Origin of the sequence: Natronospira bacteriovora (assembly GCF_030848495.1) — a bacterium.
Classification (GTDB): Bacteria; Pseudomonadota; Gammaproteobacteria; order Natronospirales; family Natronospiraceae; genus Natronospira; species Natronospira bacteriovora.
This window is the reverse complement of the sequence record NZ_JAVDDT010000005.1, coordinates 172,013-187,682: the sequence shown is the minus strand read 5'-3', so window position 1 is coordinate 187,682 and position 15,670 is coordinate 172,013. Positions and strand designations below refer to the sequence as shown.

Genomic DNA, 15,670 nt, shown 5'->3' with positions numbered 1-15,670 from the left:
GTCTCTGCAACGGCCACTGTCGGGAAAACTTGAGCCGGGGAGGGGCTCCATTCGGGGGGTACGCCCCGTCAGGCCGCTGTTCTAGGATGCGCGGAGGTGTCCATTGAATCCGCCGCGCTCCATGACGACGGCGGCGGTCAATGGCTGGAAGTGATGAATCAAGAGGGGGAGGAATGAGCGATACGCTCCTGCAATCGCTGTTGCTGGCCGCGGTCATTATCCTGGTTGCCGGTTTTCTGATCTGGCGGGTCATGCGCTGGATGAAGGGCAGTGTCCGCATTGAACTGGATCGGGGTGCCTTCATGGCGGGTGAGACCATTCGTGGGCAGTGTCGGATCACTGCCCGCCAGCTGATCGAGTCGGAGAAGCTGGTGGTGGCCCTGGTGGGCGAAGAAGTGACCGAGACTCGGCGTCCGGCGGGTGGTCGACGCAACGGGCATCGTGTCCGCCGGCGCCGCCGGGAAATCTACCGTGACGAAACCATGCCTCTTGCCGAGCGGCACATCGCCGCCGGCAGCGAGGAGAGCATTCCCTTCGAGATGCCGGTGCCGGATTCGATACCGGGACGGAGCAAGGCCGAAGGCTGGATGGCCCTCGGCCTGCAGACCGGTGCCGAATGGCTGAGCGGTCGCCGGACGTATCTGAGCTGGAAGCTGGTGGCCCGATTGCAGTGCCGTGGCCTGAATCTGGGCACCAGCCGTCACATCAGTCTGCGTTGATCAGAGCTTCCCACGATGATCAGTCGCCGGGTCATCAGTTCGGGGGCATCAGTGCTCGAACAGCGCCGGTGGCAGAAAGGCCAGGGGACGGTCACTGCCCGTAATGCGCAGGGTCTGTGACTGGCCCTGACGGAATAGCGTCAATATGACTTCTTCGTCGGCATCGAGCCCGCGGATGGCGCGAATCATGTCTCGCGGCGTTTGGACCGTTTCATCATTCACAGCCTGGATGACGTCGCCCGCCTGCAGCGCTAGCTCGCTGTCGGCCGGTACCTCGAGCACCAGCACCCCCGAGTCCGTCCCGAAATAGTCTGCCAGGCCCGGATTCATGCCCATCAGGCGAACCCGCATCCAGGGATTGTCCCCCAGACGGCGAAGATGCTGAAGCTGCTGCTCCACCTGGCGGCCGATTTCCCGGCCCTCCAGGCCGGTCAGCCCGGGAACGCCTTCCATGTGCCGATGAATTACGGGCCCCCGCGGCGGACCGGCATGGTCCAGCTCCACTTCCAGTTCCAGGCGGTTGCCGTTGCGCATGACTTCCAGTACCAGCGGCGACTGCGATTGATGGGCGCGCACCGACTGGGCCAGTATCCGACTGGCCTGCCGCTCCTGACCCAGGGGGCGGTTATTGACGGCCGTAATGATATCGCCGACCTGCAGGCCGGCTTCGGCAGCCGCGCTCTCTTCCACCACACCGTCCACGCGCACGCCGGACGGCTCATCCGACGCACTGATGCGGATGCCCAGCCGTGGACCACGCACCACGCGCATGGCCTGCACCACCGGTTCACGAATGTCGTCCTCGTGCAGCATGGCGCTCAGCCGGGCCAGACGACGGGCCGCCTCCTGCATGTCATGGCGTGCTTCTTCCATCTCTTGCTGCAGTGCTTCCCGGCGTTCTTCGGAGAGCGGCGAAGTGCCGGCCTGAGCTGCCTGACATGGCTCGCTCATCAACAGGTACATCAGGGTGAACAGGAAAATCATCAGGGCTTTCATCATCATGACCTCCAGTGAATCAAAGGATGGCCGCATCGGCGAAGAGAAGACTGTCGTTCTCCGATGCTTCCAGTATCAGGGCGGCTTCCAGCAGGTGGACTTTTTCCTGCCAGAGCCGATGGCGCTCCTTGGGCTCCCGGCTGTCAGCCAGCCGGGTGTCGAGACGATCAAGGCGCTGATCCAGCGCATCGATGGTGCTGGCCGCATCCAGGCTGAGAGGAACCTGACCACTGCCCATCAGGCGCCGCACATCCCGCAGCTCCATGGCTTCTGCCTGCAGTGCTTCGGCGGCCAGGCTGTGATGCAGGCCGTTGCCGGCCCGGTCACCGGGTGGCGTGTGCTCGAGTACTGTAACCATCAGCAATCCGGCCAGGCTGGCGGCCAGCGCCAGGGGCAGAATTGGCGGGCGCCGGCTGCCACTGTCCGGTGCCGGGCGCTTCATCCCGGCGCGGATGGCCTCCCAGGCCGCGTCGGGTGCCGCCAGCGCCGGCAGGGCGCGCAAGGCGGCCTGCTGTTCGGATAAGGCGGCCATGGCCGAGCGGCATTCCTCGCAGTCACTGACGTGACGGCTCACGGCTGTGTCCACCGGCTCCCCGTCGTTCATTGCCATCAGCTCGCGCGTTGTTGCGTGCATTGCCTCACCTCCTCGGCCAGCAGCGTCCGCAGCCGTTCATGGGCGCGGGCCAGGCGGGACTTGGAATAACTCACCGACTGCCCGCACAGCTCGGCGATCTCGGCATGGCTGTAGCCTTCCACTTCCTTCAGCCACATCACCATGCGGTCTTCCGTGTCCAGACGATCCAGCAGCCGCCCCAGGTCATGGCCTTCATCGGTCCTTTCCCGGGCTCCGGTTTCGTCGACTGAGTCCAGCGGTTCACGCCGAGACTCCCAGTGATTCCTCAAATGCATCAGGCAGCGGTTGACCACAATCCGCCGCAACCACATCCCGAACGGCGCTTCTCCCCGCCACTCCGACAGCTTCCCGAAGGCCTGCAGGAAACTGTCCTGCAATGCATCCTCCGCCGCCGACGCCTCACCCAGCATGCGCCGGGCCAGGGTAAACACCGGCGCGGAATAGCTACGGTACAGACGCTCGCAGGCAGCCATGTCACCCCCGGCGGCGGCCCGGACGGTGTCATCGTCAATGGCTTGGCGAAATCCCTGTGTCATGGTTCTGCTTTCCGCGGCGTCCTCTATTGGATGCGCGGGACGGGGAAAAGGTCGCAGGGGAGGGGGGAATTAGTGCTGAGTTCTGAGTTCTGAGTGCTGAGTGGGTGCTGATCGGAGGGGCTGGGGGCGATCGGAGGGGGTGGGCTTTCGGCTGGCACCGGGCTTGAATCGTTAATCGGACGGTGGCTTTAGAGGTGTCGGGTGGCTTGGAGTGTTGCGGCTTCGAACGTGAGGCGTAAGGCGTAAGGTGTGAGGCGGCAACCCGGGCACTTACGGCGCCCAACGGCTGGCCACAGGCCGGCCTTGTTCGCGCGCAGCGCGGAAGCCGAAGGCTTCGGCCTTTCACCTCACGCCTTACGCCTCACCAGCCCCTCGAAGCCCCACACCCCAAAGAACCCCATCCCCTCCGGCCAGCACTCACTCAGCACTCAGCACTCAGCACTCAGCACTAATAATGCGGCGGCACTTCTTCTTCCGAAGCACCCGATCCCTTGTCCTGAAGGACGCGAATTCGCTCGGCCAGTTCTCGCTGATGTTCCTTCAGGGCATCGATTTCCTGTTGCTGACGGTAAAGGGTGTCGCTCATCTCCGTCAGGCTGTGTTCCTGGAAGGCGAGTTTCTCTTCCAGTCGATTGAGACGATCTTCGCTCATGCTGCATGACTCCCGAAGCGGCGGCTTGGGCCTCCCGCTGATCAAGGGCGTCATTATGGCATGCGCCGGGCAGCTTCTCAGTAGGGGCTGGCCGCCGTGGCGGGCGAGTTGTGGGTATCTTCCACGGACTGACCCTTGAGGGCCTGTCTGAGTTCGCGGGTATTTTCGCGCAGTTGCTCGGCGATGCTGAATATCTCATCGGCCCCCTGGGCATTGGACTGGGCGGCGCGATCAATCTCCTGGGAGGCGGAGGTGAACTCGGCAATGCTGGTGGTCTGGCGCCCCAGGTCTTCGGCGATGGCCTGGATGCGCTCGGCCACGTCCAGCACGAAGCTGTCACCCTTGGTGATGGCGCCGGTGGCCCGTTGCACCAGACGCTTGATGTTCTCCGAGGACTCCTTGGTCTTCACCGAAAGGGCTCGGACTTCATTTGCCACCACGGCGAACCCCCTGCCGTTGTGGCCGGCGCGGGCCGCTTCCACCGAGGCGTTCAGGGCCAGGAGATTGGTCTGAAAGGCAATCTCGTTGATCAGATCAACGATCTCCGCGATTTCCCTGGACGCCGAGCCGATATCCCGCATGGCGGCGGTCAGGGAAAGGGTTTCCTCGGTAGTCAGCTCGACGGTGTCACCATTGCTGTCCTTGCGACCAATGGTGATGCAGGCCGTTTCCCGAACCCGCTCATCATTCTGGGTAACCGACTGGCGGATATGCATCAGGGTGGCGTTCATCTGCTGGATGGAGGCGGCTTCCTGCTGGGCCGAACTGGACAGGGTTTCCGCCTTGGCGCGCAGGCTGTCCATGGCGCCGCTGAGTTCTTCGCAGCAGCTGGTGACCTTCTCCAGCAGTTCACGGAGATACATTTTCACGCCATTCACATGGTCGGAAAGATCTTCCTTGTTGTTGCGCACGGTGATGATTCGTTCCACATCACCCAGTTCCCCGAGCAGGTCCACCAGGAAACCGTCGGAGACCGCCTGCATGTCCAGCAACATGATGCGGAACAGGGCGCGTCGGGCACGATTCCGGAAGAAGGGACGAAAAAAGTAGTCTCGTCGCAGCTGATCTTCCAGCAGTTGCATGTAGAGGGCGTAACTGCCCATGTACCATTTCTGGGGAAGGCCGATCTGGTTGTGGAGCTGGCCAATTCGCAGCCGCCTTTCGAAGTACTTCAGGTCAATGCCGCGTTCACCGGCCAGCCCCCATTGCAGCATGTATTCGGTCTGGGCCGATTCAAGGTGTTCTCTCAGGCGGGCCAGGGGAATATTGTTGCGTTCGGCATATTCGTTGAAGAAGCCGAGACTGGATTCATGCTCGAACTGGAAGTCATAGAACTTTCGGGCAATCCGACTGGCCCTTTTCTTCAGCCAGGGTTGGAGGCGGCGTATGGTGTTCAGTTCCGCTTGCCCCAGATTCATGAAACTCAGGCGCAGGGAAAGGTTCGTCTCATTGATCCTCAGCTTCTCACACAGCATGTTTCCGTCCTTTCCATGACAGGCTTTCCCCGTTGCCGGGGGTAGAGGCGCCTCTGAACAGAGGTGCCTTGAGTGAAAGTGAATGTCTATCGCTGAATGTTTGCCGTAATCGGCTGCCTGTCCATGGTGATCTTCACCATTCGGCGGGGAGGGGAGTCAGCTGTGGGGAAGTTCCAGGCGTGTGGCCAGGCGCGACAGCTCAGTCAGTGAGCTCACGCCGAGTTTCCGCATCATGTTTCGACGGTGATTACCCACGGTATTGGTGCTGATGTTGAATCGCCTGGCGAGGCCATTGGCGCACAGGCCTTCGGCCATGGCGCCGAGAATCTCCAGCTCCCGGGTGGTGAGCCGGTCCAGCGTGAGGGGGGTAAGCGCACCATCGTCGCGACTCTGCTGAAGGCGCCGTTCGGAGTCGGGGTCGAGGAAGCGTTCACCACGTTGAACAGCATGCAGTCCCGTTCGCAGCGCCTCCAGACTGGCCCGCTTGTTGATGTAGGCGCGGGCACCCAGTTCAAGTGCTCGAGCAATGATGCCCGCATCACTGTGGCGGCTGAAGGCAACGATGCCGGGCAAGTGGCCTTTCCTCTGTTGCCATTCGCTGATCAGTGACAGGCCGTCCCGATCCGGCAGGGAAAGATCCACGACGGCGAGATCCGGATTCTGCCGACACAGCGCCATGTCCGCTTCGGCGGCATTGGCGCACTCCAGCACCCGAAAGTCGTGCTCCAGGGCCTGGCGGACACCCATGCGCACCACCGAGTGATCGTCCACCAGCATGACCAGCGGTTTCCCGGTTGCCGAAGGGATTTCCGGGGCAGCACTCATGACAGTTCATCCTCGATCGGGAAACGGGCGCTCAGGCGAAACCCGCCCCAGGGTGAGGTGCCGGTGCTCAGCTCCCCCCCGAGTGCCGTGCACCATTCCCGTATCTGTTCCAGGCCGACGCCGCTGAGGCGGTTGTTGGTTGGGGGCGTGATTCCCTGTCCGTCGTCGTCGATGTGCATCATCAGCTGCCAGCCCTGTCCATCGGCCGCTTCCAGGCCCAGGTGGACAGCGATTCTGGTGGCGGCCGGTCTGGCGTGGCGCATGATGTTGGTCAGGGATTCCTGGATGATTCGGTAGGCAATGGTCTTTGCCGGGTCGCGGATTCCGGCAATCTGTGGATCGATTCGCGTGTCCACCGACATGCCGGATTCCCGGATTCCGAGACGGCGAATGCAGTCGTCCACGGCCTGGGGCAGGTTCAGATTGTCGAGCAAGGGCGGGCGGGTTCGATTGATGAGATGGTCCACCGTGTCGTGAACACGGCGGGTTGCGTCTTCGATCCGCTTGAACAGGGATTCCAGTTCATCCGAGTGTTGCGGCATGCGCTTTCGGGCCAACTCCAGGTTGACCGCAATGCTGACCGCCTCCTGCGCCAGATCGTTGTGGATCAGCTTGGCCAGGGTTCGCCGATAGTCGTTTTCCCGCTTGATCAGCTGCCGCCCGTTGCGACGGTTTTCCTCAAGCAGGCGGCGGAGCTGTTCATTGCTGTCACGACGCTCACGGGGATCCACGACCACGGCCGTGGCAACGGCCGATTCACCGTGGCCGGTGGAATAAATGGTGACCAGCACGGGAAATTCCTCGCCACCGGCGTTCCTTGCCCGCACGGGACGACGCGGTGCCATGGCGCGATCCTGGGGCCCCCGGTCAAGGAAATGACGCACGAGCTGGCGATGATGGGGTGCGACGGAACCGGGCAGCAGGCGTTCCAGGGCAGTGCCGAGCATCTGGTCACGCCGATAGCCGAACATGCGCTCCGCGCTGCGGTTGAAGGCCACGATCCGCTGGCCGGCATCAATGGTGACCACGGCTTCATGGGCGATTTCGACGATATGTTCAAGATGGCCGGTATCCTGCGAATACGGGGCGATCATGCGATTCCTGTTCCCATCGGCTGACGACAGCGGCATCCCCCGCTGTGCCCAGGCCGGGCAAGATTCAATTCACCCCCTCCCCGTGGGGGCCAGTGTAATGATGCACCCTCTGGCTTTGATCCGTGATCGGTGCTCGATCCCGCCCTGCAATCATCCAAGGCGACCGGACGCGATCAAATGGTGAAATTCACCATCATCAAACTCAGGGGTGATTGGCATCAATATACCCTCTGAGTCCATTGCCAGGGTATGGGTTCCGGCACCCGCGAATTCGCTTTCCCTTGCCCCGGTGTCGGCCAGCGGTGGTAATGGGTCCCGGGCTGGGGCATCATCCGGGCCGGTTTCCCCGGGAATGGGCAGGGTTCGAATGTCTGATCACACCGCAATGCAGGCGTTGCTTTCGTCAGAAATGGGCGAGACGCTGCGAGGTGATGCGGATCTGACCGCATGCAATACCTTTGCTGTGCCGGCCCGGGCGGCCTGGCTGGCCCAGGTGGAGGATCCGGCGCACCTGCCTGAGCTGATGGCCGCGGCCGGTGAGGCGGGGCTGCCGCGCCTGGTGCTGGGGGGCGGCAGCAACGTGCTGTTCACCGGGGATTATCCGGGCCTGGTGCTGCTGATGGCCAATCGCGGCATCACGGTGGAGCCCGGTGAGTCGGGGCACGATCGCGTGCGCGTGGCGGCCGGCGAGAACTGGGATGCCTTTGTGCGCTGGTCCCTGGCGCAGGGTTATTGCGGGCTGGAGAACCTGATTCTGATTCCCGGTTCGGTGGGGGCGGCACCGATCCAGAACATCGGGGCCTACGGGGTCGAGGTGGCGGCCTTCATTGATCATGTCCGTGTCTGGGATCGGGAAACGGGGGCCTTCCGCGAACTGTCCGCCCCGGACTGCCGCTTTGCCTACCGGGATTCCCTGTTCAAGCAGGAGCGGGATCGCTATGTGGTGGTGGAGGTCAGCTTCCGCCTGCCGAAGGCGGGTCTGCCCCGGCTGGATTACCGTGGCATCCGTGAGATGCTGGCCGAGCGTGGCATCCAGGAACCGTCGGCCGCTGACGTGGCGGCGGTGGTGGAGGCATTGCGCCGCAGCAAGCTGCCGGATCCGTCACAGACCGGCAATGCCGGAAGTTTCTTCAAGAACCCCGTCGTGCCCCTGGCCCGGGCCGAGGCCTTGCGCCGTCAGCATCCCGACCTGCCGCTTTTCGAGCTGCCGGAAGGCCAGTGCAAGCTGTCCGCCGCCTGGCTGATCGAGCGCGCCGGCCTCAAGGGCTGGCGCCAGGGGGCCGCCGGGGTGTCGGAGCGCCATGCCCTGGTTCTGGTCAACCACGGCGGTGCCAGTGGCGCAGAGGTGTGGGCGGTGGCGCGGACGGTCATGGACACCGTGGCGGATCGCTTCGGCGTTCAGCTGGAGCCGGAGCCACTGGTTCTCTGACCCCCCGTCCGGGGGGAGGTATCGTCCGGCGGCTCGGGCTAGACTGTCCGGGTGATCAATTACGCCCTGGAGTGATGAAATGATGATGCGTCGATGCCTTCTCGCCAGCCTGCTGGCCCTTCCCCTGACCCTGCTGGCCGATACGCCCAACGTGGAGCCCGGTCTGTGGGAGCACACCAGTGTGACCCGGATCAGCGGGGCGCCGATGGAGATTCCGGAGCAGGAGTACACCCAGCAGGAGTGCCTGACCCAGGAAGAGCTGGATGAGCCGGATTTCTTCATCCAGGAAGGTGATGGCTGCGATTTCTATGATCAGGAAATCTCCAGCAGCGGCATGAGCTACACCATGATCTGCAGTGATCATGAAATCGGTACCAGTGTTCGCATGGATGCCTCCCTGAGTTTCTTCGGCGATAGAATGGAAGGCGTCATGGAGGGTGAGATGGATTCCCCCATGGGGCAGCTGACCATGATCGTTGAAATGAGCGGCGAGCGCATCGGCGACTGCTGAGCCGCGCTGTCTGCCTCAGGAGCTGCAGGACAGCATGGAGCAGCCCGCCCGGTGCCGGGCCCATTCCGGTCGCCGGGCGGCATGGGCTTCATGCTGCGGCTGTTCCTCGCAGGGCCGCTGCAGGACCGTCATCAGTGTTTCTAGCGGGCCCGTGTCGCCGGCCTCGGCGGCATCAATGGCCTGCTGGGCCAGATAGTTTCTGAACACGTACTTGGGGTTGGCGGCGAGCATTTTCTCCCGCCGCAAGGCTTCCGGCAGGGAATCACTGCTGACCCGCTTCCCATAGCGCTCGAGCCATTCCTTCACCCGGCGCCCTTCCTTTTCCCGCAGATCCTCCCGATAGAAGGCCTCCCGCACCGTTTCCGTTGACGGGGCCGCGAGGTCCAGTTCCACCAGCTTGCGGAAGAACAGGGTCATGTCCAGCTGGGCCGCTTCCAGGGTGGTGAACAGGTCCTGAACCAGTGGCTCGTCGTTGTCCTGTATGCGCTCGATGCCCAGCTTGTCGGCGTACATGGCCCGGAAATGGCGGGCGTAGTCCCGGTCATAGGCGGCCAGGCCGTCGTCAAAGACCTGCTGATCCCGGATCAGCGGCGACAGGGCGCGGGCCAGGCATTGCAGGTTCCAGTGGGCGATCTCGGGCTGGCGGCCGAAACAGTAGCGCCGGCCCTGGGCATCGGTGGTGTTGGGGGTCCACAGGGGATCGAAATCCTCCAGCCAGCCGTAGGGGCCATAGTCGATGGTCAGGCCGAGGATGGACATGTTGTCCGAATTCATCACCCCGTGAACGAAGCCGACCCGCATCCAGTGGGCCACCATGAGGGCGGTGCGTTCGCAGACCGTGTGAAAGAGTTTCGCGTAACGATCCGGATCATCGACGGCGATGTCCGGGAAATCCCGGTCGATGGTGAAGTCGGTGAAGCGGCGCAGCAGTTCGGTTTCGCCCCGGGCCATGAGCATCTCGAAATGACCGAAGCGGGTGAAGGAGGGCGACACCCGGCAGACCACGGCTCCCGGCTCCGCTTCGGGATGGCCGTCATAGAACATGTCGCGGACGACGTCCTCGCCAGTGAGGCAGAGTGTCAGGGCGCGGGTGGTGGGAATGCCCAGGTGATGCATGGCCTCGCTGCAGACAAACTCGCGCAGGGAAGAGCGCAGCACGGCCCGGCCATCGGCCATGCGGGAATAGGGGGTGGGGCCGGCGCCCTTGAGCTGCAGCTCCCAGCGCTCGCCCGCCGGGTTGATGGCTTCGCCCAGTGAAATGGCCCGTCCGTCACCCAGTTGGCCGGCCCAGTGGCCGAACTGATGCCCGCCATAACAGGTGGCGAAGGGCAGCATGCCATGCAGCAGGCGGTTACCGCTCATGGCCGCCACGAAGGCCGGGTCGCGAATGTCTTCCTCGCTCAGGCCCAGCGTGTCCGCCATGGGGCGGGAAAAGGAGAGCAGGCGGGGCTGGCGCACCGGCGTGGGGGGCACTCGCGACCAGCAGATACCCTGCACGGCCCGCGGGCGGTTCTCGCCCTCGGTTTCACCGGGCAGTTCGTGGACGAAGCGATTGTCGAAATGCAGTAACGGCATGGTGCGATTGCCTGGTTGGCCGGGGGTCGGTGTGACCGGGTTTGGCAGCAGGAGCATCGTGGGCTATCTTCATCCATTCTCCCGATGACAGATCAAAACACAAGGACTCGAACATGTTTCGCCATGCCATGAGAAAGGGGCTGCTGTTTGCTGCGCTGTTGCTGCCGATGCATGCGGTCACGGCCGAGCCGATGGATTATGAATGGTTGCGTTCAGTGGATCGGGATGTGCTGGATTGCCCCTTCCGCGGACAGATCGATTTCGAGCATGGCGAGATCGAGTGCGGTCTGATTGAAGTGCCCGAGAACCGGGAGGTGCCGGCCAGCCGCAGTATCGAGCTGCATTATGTGCGCATCGCCGCCAAGCCCGAGAACGAGGATGATGTGCGTGAAGATCCGGTCATCTACCTGACCGGTGGCCCCGGCGTGCAGGTGGCCGGTTATGTGTCGCGCCTGCGTGATCATTCCATCCTCAAGCGCCGGGATCTCTACATCCTGGAGCAGCGGGGCATTGGCAGTTCCGGTGATTTCTGCCCCTTCTTCAATGACCGTAACCCGGCCGTGCGAACACGCGACAGCTTTGAAGGCGCCGCCCGCGGCTTTCAGGAAAGCGCACGCGCCTGTTTCGAGAAGGCCGCTGCCCGGGGTGTGGATATCCGTGGCTACAACACCATCGAAAATGCCCGCGACGTGCGTGCCCTGCGCATGGCCCTGGGCTACGAGCGATGGAATGTCTGGGGCATTTCCTATGGCTCGGTGCTGGGCCAGGCCCTGATCAAGGAAGACCCGGCGGGCATTCGCGCCATGGTGCTGGATGCCATCGTGCCGCTGGACCTGCATGAGCTCATGCGCATCAGTCACTGGTTTGCACGGGATCTGGAGAAACTGCACGAGGCCTGTGCCGACCAGCGGCGCTGTGCCCGCGCCCATGCCGACCTGGAAGAACGCTATCTGGCGGCCATCGATCGCCTGCGGGAGCAGCCGATGGAAGTTTCGGTGCCCGAGAGCGTTCGCTTCCCGGACGGCAAGGCCTGGTTCTTCCAGGACCTTGTGGCCGGCATGCCCTTCAGTCTGCTGTACGAACAATCCAATCATCCGGCCCTGCCGGCCATCATGGCTCGGCTCAGTCGGGCCGTTGAAGAACGTGATGAGGATTTCTTCCGAGCCATGGCCGTGGCGGACACCAGTGGTGGTTTCCGCTCCAGCATGGGCATGGGGCTCGCCGTACGCTGTCTGGACGGCTACATCGATGAGCAGGCCCGGCTCTTCCCCGGCGACCTGGAGCGCTACCCGACACTGACTTCGGCCTTCGGTCACCCCGATGTGGTGGCCGACGGGCCGGCCCTGTGCCGTGAAGTGGGGCTGACGCCCCGGCCACGGGAGCAGTACGAACAGCCGCGCACCGACCTGCCCATCGTGGTGGCCAATGGTGCCTGGGATCCGATCACCCCGCCGCCCCTGGCCCGCTACATCATGGATGGCCTGGCGAACGGGCGCTATGTGGAATTCCCCCACGCTGGCCACGGCCCCACCCGCTCGGTGGACTGCGCCGGGGATTTCATGAACGATTTCTTCGATGACCCCACGGCGGCTCTGGACGAGGAATGTGTGGAAAGTGGCGAGGAAGCCGCGCGCTTCCTCGAGCGCATCTACGAGACCCGCGCCCCGCTCAAGGGTGTGCTGCTGATGGAAACCCGGCCCGAGGCCGTGCCCATGCAGGCCGCCTGGGCCGGCGGCTCGATTCTGTTGAGCGGCGCCGGTTTGCTGGTCATGGGCATTGCCTTCATCGGCGGGCGCATCAACCGCCAGCCCCTGCCGGATCGCCGCGGCGGCAGCCGCCGCCTGGTCTTCCTGTCCACCGTGCTCATTCTCGCCTGGCTGATCGGCATGGCGCTGGCCGCCTGGCGCACCGGCGAGCTGAGCGAGGCCCTGTTCCTGGCCGGTTTCCTGCCCTGGGCCGGCTGGGTCGCCTGGTTGGCGCCCCTGGCCCTGCTCACCGCCATCGCCGCTGCTGTTCAGGTGGCACGGCATTATGTGCGCTTCCACCTTGCCCAGCTGATCGGTCTTGGACTGGTGTTGCTCGGGGTGGTGAGTCTGAGCCTGTTCGGACTGGCGTGGGATCTGTGGCCGTTGTGACGAGGGAATGGTGAAAGGCTGGACCACGAAATGGACACGAAATAAAACCGTTAAAACATTTAGCCGCGAGATGGACGCTAAATGGACGCGAAATGAAAAGACAGAAGATTATTGGCCACAGATGAACGCAGATAAACGCAGATGTTTGGCTGTGCGTGGGGGGGCGCCGTGCTGATTCGGAGGGGCCGTGCCTGCGGAGGGTGTGAGGGATTGGACCACGAAATAGACACGAGACAAAAGACAAAAGATTATTGGCCACAGATGAACACGGATGGACACAGATTGGTCTCTGGCACGGCGGGCGCTTATTGCCCGCTGTGGGAGCGGCTTTCAGCCGCGATTGGGGTCGCGGATGAATCCGCAAATAGTCGGTCTTGTACCATCTAACGCCATCCAACCACCCACGACACGAGCCCCAGCCTTGCAGTTGCCGGTCACTCGACTAGGCTCAAATTGAAGGGGTCGAAAAAATTCAGGGCAGAGTTTCCATAAAGGCCCCTGCAATGTGTATTCGGGGAGCCTGCCTCACAACCGCTGTCGTCATGATGGCAAAGGGGGCTGGATGCGATTGTTTACCGCCTTGTTGCTGGCCGTGCTGGTCTCGGTCAGTCTGTTCATCTTCATGCATGGTCTCATTGCCACCGATGAAGAACCCGCCGTGGAGGTGGTGCAGAAGCGCGTGGATGTCTTCCATCGCCAGCATCGGGAGGAACGCGTGGAGCCACGTCCGCGGGTGATGCCCGAACCGCCGGAGGAGCTGCAGCCGCCAATGCCTGAAACCGTCTCGGTGACGCCAACGGAGACGACACGCTTCGAGATCGAGACCCCGGACATGCCGGATCTCAGCACCATCAGCAATGGCGTATCCATCGGAACCCCGTCCGGTCGTGGCGTAAATGGGGGTGATGGTGATGCCATTCCCGTCGTCCGGGTGGAGCCTCAATGGCCGCGTGAAGCCCTGATTCAGGGTATTGAGGGCTGGGTACGGCTGGAATTTACCATCCGCAGCGATGGCTCGGTGGGCAATATTCGCGTCATCGAATCCACCCCGGCCCGCCTGTTTGACCAGGCCGCCGTCCGCGCTCTCCAGCGCTGGCGCTTCCGCCCGAGAATGGTGGATGGCCGGCCGGTGGAGCGGCAGGCCACACAGGTGATCGAGTTCAGTCTGTCAGAATGAAAAAAACGGCCGCCGAAAGGCGGCCGTTGTGACGAGGGAATCGTGAAACGGCAAAGGCAAAACATTTAGCCGCGAGATGCACGCGAAATGGACACAGATTGGTCTCTAGCACGGCGGGCGCTTATTGCCCGCTGTGGGAGCGGCTTTCAGCCGCGATTGCGATCTATTGGCTGGCACGCCCGCCTTTTGAAACCCCCTGTAGGTGCCGGCAATCGCCGGCCGGGGTCAATCAGCTGTCGTTGATATCGACGCCGAGGCGTTTGAGTACATCCGGACCCGGGAAGCCGTCCGGAACCAGGTCCCGGTCGCGCTGGAACCGGGCCAGGGCGCGGCGGGTATTGGGGCCGAGGATGCCGTCCACGGCTCCGCTGTCGAAACCGCGCTCATTGAGGGCGCTCTGCAGGGTCTTGACCTGATCCCGGCTGAGCCGGGGAGCGTCTTGCGGGGGCGGGTTGTGCAGGCCACTGCCACCGGCGATGCGATCTGCCAGGTGCCCGACGGACAGGGCGTAATACTCGGACCGGTTCCAGCGCATGATGACCTTGAAATTGCCGTACACCAGGAAGGCGGGGCCCTGGTGACCGGCAGGAATGAGCAGGGCGGCATCGATATCCGCATCACCCGGCGGGTAGCCGTCCGGGCGGCGAATCCCCATGCGGCTCCATTCCGCCAGCGGGCGGGCGTTTTCGCGCCCGGCCAGGCTGTAATCGAAGCTGTCGGGCAGCACCACTTCCCGGCCCCAGCGCCAGCCGGTTTCCCAGCCGATGCCCTGGAGGAAGTTGGCCGCCGATGCCATGGCGTCGGGCAGGCTGCCCCAGAGGTCGCGACGACCGCTGCCATCGTGATCCACGGCGTAGCGCAGGAAGACCGAGGGCATGAACTGCACATGGCCCATGGCCCCGGCCCAGGACCCCTCCATCTGTCGGGGGTTGATGGACCCTTCATCGATGATGCGCAGGGCCGAGATGAGTTCGCCCCGGAAATAGTCGCTGCGGCGCGGGTCACAGGCCAGAGTGGCCAGGGAGTCGATCACCGACATGCGGCCGAAGTAGCTGCCGTAGTTGGTTTCCAGCCCCCAGAACGCCACCAGGTACTGGGCGGGCACGCCGTATTCCCGGGCCACGGAATCCAGCAGCTCCCGATGTTCTTCCAGCAGGGCGCGGCCACGGGCCACCCGCTGCTCGGTCACGCGCCGATTGAGGTAGTCGGCGAAGGTGGTGGTAAATTCCGGCTGGCGGCGGTCCAGCTCGATGACGCGCTCGTTGAAGCGGGCCGCACCCAGGCTGTCACGGATGACGGGCTCCGAAATGCCCTGCGCCCTGGCCTTCTGGGCGATCCCGTCCACGCAGCTGGCGAAGGCATGATCGTCCATGGCGCCGGCCTTGCCGGCCGCGATGGCCAGTAACAGCATTGGCGCCAGGGTGATGCGGCGGAGGAGGGGCATCCGTGCGGCCGTGGCAATGGTCATGATCAAGCGCAATCCAGTGGCAGATGGATGAATCCGGGTTTCCATTAAGGGACAGTCGTCATCTCCCGACGGTTCCTTCCCGGGCTCAGCTTCCTTACGATAGACATTCCTTCAATCCGGATGATGCCATGAGCGAATGCCGATTTGTGATTTTTTATCGCTGGGAGCTCAAGGCGAAGCGGGAGGAAGACTTCCGCGAGGCCTGGGAAGTGCTGACCCGGCTCTACAGTCAGCTCTACGGTTGCGCCGGCGGGCGCCTGCACCGCAGTGATGACGGTACCTGGCTGGCCTACACGGAATGGCCGGATCGGGATCGCTATCTTCTGGCGGTGGAGCGTGGCATACCGGACGAGAGCGTGGCGAAGGCCATGAATGCGGCGGTGGAACGGCGTCTGGATCCGGTGTTCATGGAGCTGCGTTCGGATCTTTTGTGACCGCCGTCCG

The 15,670-nt window shown here is 63.4% G+C and carries 15 protein-coding genes; 6 read left to right on the top strand and 9 right to left on the bottom strand.

Annotated elements, in window-relative coordinates; all coding sequences use genetic code 11:
- The first annotated feature begins 173 nt into the window (after positions 1-173).
- Positions 174-719 carry a hypothetical protein gene (locus RBH19_RS09355; RefSeq protein ID WP_306728578.1) on the top strand — a complete coding sequence of 182 codons (546 nt, stop codon included), beginning with the start codon at positions 174-176 and terminating at the stop codon, positions 717-719.
- 48 nt (positions 720-767) lie between these two features.
- On the opposite strand, the gene RBH19_RS09350 is transcribed toward RBH19_RS09355, so the two are convergent.
- The 7 genes from RBH19_RS09350 to RBH19_RS09320 all read right to left on the bottom strand — a co-directional run bounded on the left by RBH19_RS09350 (position 768) and on the right by RBH19_RS09320 (position 6,931).
- Positions 768-1,718, bottom strand: a complete 951-nt coding sequence (locus tag RBH19_RS09350; protein WP_306728577.1) for a PDZ domain-containing protein — start codon at positions 1,716-1,718, stop codon at positions 768-770.
- Positions 1,719-1,734: 16 nt separating this feature from the next.
- A complete protein-coding gene (locus RBH19_RS09345) occupies positions 1,735-2,349 on the bottom strand; it encodes a hypothetical protein (protein WP_306728576.1) in 615 nt (204 codons plus the stop codon).
- A complete protein-coding gene (locus RBH19_RS09340) occupies positions 2,325-2,885 on the bottom strand; it encodes an RNA polymerase sigma factor (protein ID WP_306728575.1) in 561 nt (186 codons plus the stop codon). The genes RBH19_RS09345 and RBH19_RS09340 overlap by 25 nt, the downstream gene beginning before the upstream one ends.
- A gap of 448 nt (positions 2,886-3,333) precedes the next feature.
- Complete coding sequence (locus RBH19_RS09335) at positions 3,334-3,537, bottom strand: SlyX family protein (RefSeq protein ID WP_306728574.1); 204 nt, start codon at positions 3,535-3,537, stop codon at positions 3,334-3,336.
- A 77-nt stretch (positions 3,538-3,614) separates the two neighbouring features.
- Entirely contained in the window at positions 3,615-5,012 is a 1,398-nt protein-coding gene (locus RBH19_RS09330) for a globin-coupled sensor protein (RefSeq protein ID WP_306728573.1), read from the bottom strand.
- A 156-nt stretch (positions 5,013-5,168) separates the two neighbouring features.
- Positions 5,169-5,837 carry a response regulator gene (locus tag RBH19_RS09325; protein WP_306728572.1) on the bottom strand — a complete coding sequence of 223 codons (669 nt, stop codon included), beginning with the start codon at positions 5,835-5,837 and terminating at the stop codon, positions 5,169-5,171.
- Positions 5,834-6,931, bottom strand: coding sequence for a PAS domain-containing sensor histidine kinase (locus RBH19_RS09320; protein ID WP_306728571.1), 1,098 nt, complete (start codon positions 6,929-6,931; stop codon positions 5,834-5,836). The genes RBH19_RS09325 and RBH19_RS09320 overlap by 4 nt, the downstream gene beginning before the upstream one ends.
- A 367-nt stretch (positions 6,932-7,298) precedes the next feature.
- Here RBH19_RS09320 and murB point away from each other — a divergent pair, with 367 nt between their 5' ends.
- Positions 7,299-8,360, top strand: coding sequence for a UDP-N-acetylmuramate dehydrogenase (gene murB / locus RBH19_RS09315; RefSeq protein WP_306728570.1), 1,062 nt, complete (start codon positions 7,299-7,301; stop codon positions 8,358-8,360).
- 79 nt (positions 8,361-8,439) lie between these two features.
- Entirely contained in the window at positions 8,440-8,871 is a 432-nt protein-coding gene (locus RBH19_RS09310) for a DUF3617 domain-containing protein (RefSeq protein ID WP_306728569.1), read from the top strand.
- 15 nt (positions 8,872-8,886) lie between these two features.
- Here the strand turns inward: RBH19_RS09310 and RBH19_RS09305 are convergent, their stop codons facing one another.
- Complete coding sequence (locus RBH19_RS09305) at positions 8,887-10,446, bottom strand: protein adenylyltransferase SelO (protein ID WP_445353973.1); 1,560 nt, start codon at positions 10,444-10,446, stop codon at positions 8,887-8,889.
- Between the two features lie 113 nt (positions 10,447-10,559).
- Here RBH19_RS09305 and RBH19_RS09300 point away from each other — a divergent pair, with 113 nt between their 5' ends.
- Entirely contained in the window at positions 10,560-12,581 is a 2,022-nt protein-coding gene (locus RBH19_RS09300) for an alpha/beta fold hydrolase (RefSeq protein ID WP_306728567.1), read from the top strand.
- A gap of 562 nt (positions 12,582-13,143) precedes the next feature.
- Positions 13,144-13,758 carry an energy transducer TonB gene (locus tag RBH19_RS09295; RefSeq protein ID WP_306728566.1) on the top strand — a complete coding sequence of 205 codons (615 nt, stop codon included), beginning with the start codon at positions 13,144-13,146 and terminating at the stop codon, positions 13,756-13,758.
- 229 nt (positions 13,759-13,987) lie between these two features.
- On the opposite strand, the gene RBH19_RS09290 is transcribed toward RBH19_RS09295, so the two are convergent.
- Complete coding sequence (locus RBH19_RS09290; RefSeq protein WP_306728607.1) at positions 13,988-15,226, bottom strand: lytic murein transglycosylase; 1,239 nt, start codon at positions 15,224-15,226, stop codon at positions 13,988-13,990.
- 128 nt (positions 15,227-15,354) lie between these two features.
- On the opposite strand from RBH19_RS09290, the gene RBH19_RS09285 reads away from it, so the two are divergent.
- The gene (locus RBH19_RS09285; protein WP_306728565.1) at positions 15,355-15,660 is read left to right on the top strand and encodes an antibiotic biosynthesis monooxygenase family protein; all 306 of its coding nucleotides are present in this window, start codon (positions 15,355-15,357) and stop codon (positions 15,658-15,660) included.
- The last annotated feature ends 10 nt before the right edge of the window (positions 15,661-15,670 follow it).